The sequence below is a fragment of the Parabacteroides sp. MSK.9.14 genome (assembly GCF_019041495.1).
GTDB classification, from domain to species: Bacteria; Bacteroidota; Bacteroidia; order Bacteroidales; family Tannerellaceae; genus Parabacteroides; species Parabacteroides merdae.
Genome location: NZ_JAHPXO010000086.1, coordinates 1 through 2,508 on the forward strand (window position 1 = coordinate 1; position 2,508 = coordinate 2,508).

General features: G+C 42.5%; 3 protein-coding genes. All 3 read left to right on the forward strand.

The window, feature by feature from the left end:
• Positions 1-67 precede the first annotated feature (67 nt).
• The 3 genes from KTG12_RS21050 (at position 68) to KTG12_RS21060 (ending at position 2,488) form a co-directional block, all read left to right on the forward strand.
• The gene (locus tag KTG12_RS21050) at positions 68-490 is read left to right on the forward strand and encodes a hypothetical protein (protein ID WP_122300442.1); all 423 of its coding nucleotides are present in this window, start codon (positions 68-70) and stop codon (positions 488-490) included.
• The gene (gene tnpB, locus KTG12_RS21055; RefSeq protein ID WP_216945538.1) at positions 483-830 is read left to right on the forward strand and encodes an IS66 family insertion sequence element accessory protein TnpB; all 348 of its coding nucleotides are present in this window, start codon (positions 483-485) and stop codon (positions 828-830) included. Before KTG12_RS21050 ends, tnpB begins: the two co-directional genes overlap by 8 nt.
• A gap of 86 nt (positions 831-916) precedes the next feature.
• Positions 917-2,488: an IS66 family transposase gene (locus KTG12_RS21060; RefSeq protein WP_005650305.1), complete on the forward strand. Its 1,572-nt coding sequence runs from the start codon at positions 917-919 to the stop codon at positions 2,486-2,488.
• Positions 2,489-2,508 lie beyond the last annotated feature (20 nt).

A 2,508-nucleotide genomic window follows, 5' to 3' on the forward strand; every position in this document is an offset into this window, starting at 1 on the left:
GTAAGCGTCTCCGCGATGCTACCATTGTTCTTCAAACAAGAGTATTTAGCTTTGTCATCAAAAAAAGATGAAAGCAGAAACTCGTTTTCCCCGTACAGTAGAAGCCTACAAGGCACATTTGCATGAAGATCGCCCTCATTACGACAGTTTTCAAACCTTTTGCCGTAAACAAGGGGTACGTTATAAAGGAGTGATGCAATGGATGCATCGTCATAATCGAAGCATAGGAAGTTTACGTTTGGAAGTATTATTGGAAAAAAACGGTAATGACAGTAACTTGAAAAGTTCACTTATAGAAGTGTCAGGGCAAAGCTTTCCGATCAAGAACTCCCGCATATCCTCACGCAATATTCCTTTGGACCAATATATCAAAGGTGCGATCCTCTCTTTCCCTGACGGTGTATCCATTAGTATCCGCGAGACCACCCCTTCGGCCTTAATGAAGCTTTTTGAATTATACACCCAAGTAACAGGCAATCCAAATGTTTAGTCTGAACGAATCCCTGCATTATTATCTTTACCCTTACTATATCAATATGGGGTGTGAAATAGAGATTTTATCCGAACTGGTTCGCAATACAAAGACAGGAAACCCACTCAGCGGAGATGTCTATTTGTTCTGTGGTAAAAAACGGGACATGATCAAACTGTTGCGCTGGCAGGAAGACGGATTTATTTTATATCAGAAGCGTTTAGAGGACGGGACCTTTGAACTCCCCCGTTTTAATCCCCGTGAGGACTGGAATAAGATCGAATGGAAAACGTTCATGATGATCATGTCAGGCATCTCTCTGAATACAGTGAAGTACAGGAAACGCCTTCGTTTGTAGTCCGGTCTATTGATTTGTAGGGCGCCGCTTTATAAATAAAAGCATAAATATTTTGCCGCCGGAAGAACTATCCGTATCTTTAAGGCATGGATTACAAGCGGATTGCCCTCTTATTGGAAGACCAGTTGAAATTGGCTGCGCAGCGGGAAGAGGAGTTGTTGAAAGTGATCGCAGATCAGAATGAACAGCTCAATATCCTGACTGCGGAAGTCAAATCCTTAAACAGTTCCATCCTCTCGTTGGAGAAAGCCCTGTTGGAAAAGAATGCATCCCTTGAAGGCCAGCAAAGTAAAGTCCGCATATTGGGAAAGATGGTATCGGGCAAGAAATCCGAACAGGTCTCTGTCCCCGATAAAGGAACGACAATCATAGCCAAAGTAAAACCCAGTCTGAAAGAAAGAGGGAACAACGGAGCCAGACGCAAAGAATATTTTAATCTGGAAACCTGCCATCATGATATCTATCCGGATGCAGCAGAGTTCAAAGTGGAAGAAGGCAAAAAAATACGTACGACAGATTGCATCCGCTACGAATTTATTCCTCCCCGTTTTATCAAGCATATCTATCACCAGCACTATTATGCCTGTAAAGGCACAGTTTATGCCGGAAGTCTGCCAGCTGTCCCCTTGTTGAACTCTAATTATGATGCATCCTTCATCGCCGGTATCCTGCAGTTGCGCTATATCTACTCCATGCCAGTCGAACGTATCATCAAACTCTTCGCAGAGCATGGCTTTGAGATGAATAAAGCCACGGCTCATGGACTGATTAAAAAGGCGGCCGGTCTGTTTGACCTGGTTGAAGATGTTCTCAAAGAGACTGTCCTCTCGGACAATTATCTGAGTATGGACGAGAGCTATTATACCGTTCTTACCAGTGATACAAACAACTCATCCGGCAAATCCACAGCCAAAGGATATATTTGGGCAGCACTGGCTAATCATCTAAAACTGGTACATTTCTTTTACGAAAACGGTTCACGTTCCAGAAAGGTCCTGACCGGTTATCTCAGGGAAGACTACCGGGGAGCTATACAAAGTGACGGATTAGGAAATTACAAGATAATAGAAAAAGAGGCCTATCCGGATGCCATCCGCCTATCCTGTTTCCAACATTGCAAACGCAAGTTCCTGAATATAACAGGAAACAAGGATGCTGAAAAAATCGTACGAATCATCAATCGCCTTTACCAAAATGAACACCGCATTCCCCCGGACTGGACAGCCTGCCAGATACTGGACTATAGAAATAAATATGCTCCCCCTATCCTCAAAGAATTAAAAGAGGAACTGATAAATATAAAAAACAAAAAGTCGACTTTACCCAAAAGTGAATTAAGTAAGGCGATTAACTATACGTTAAACGAATATGATGCTTTATGCAATTATATCCGCAGTGCAGACTATGCTCCGGACAATAATGCGATTGAAAGACTAATGCGATATATTAGCTTAAGCCGCAGAAACTCCTTATTCTGTGGGAGTCATCAGGGGGCTAAAAGGGCTGCACTGATCTACTCACTGGCTTGTTCGTGCAGGCTCAACAACATTAACTCATTTGAGTATTTTAAAGATTTGCTTACTAAGCTCATTGATATAAATCCCAATACAGATCACGAGACTATAAGAAATTTACTCCCCCATAAATGGCAAAGGTAGCATCGCGGAGACGATTACAT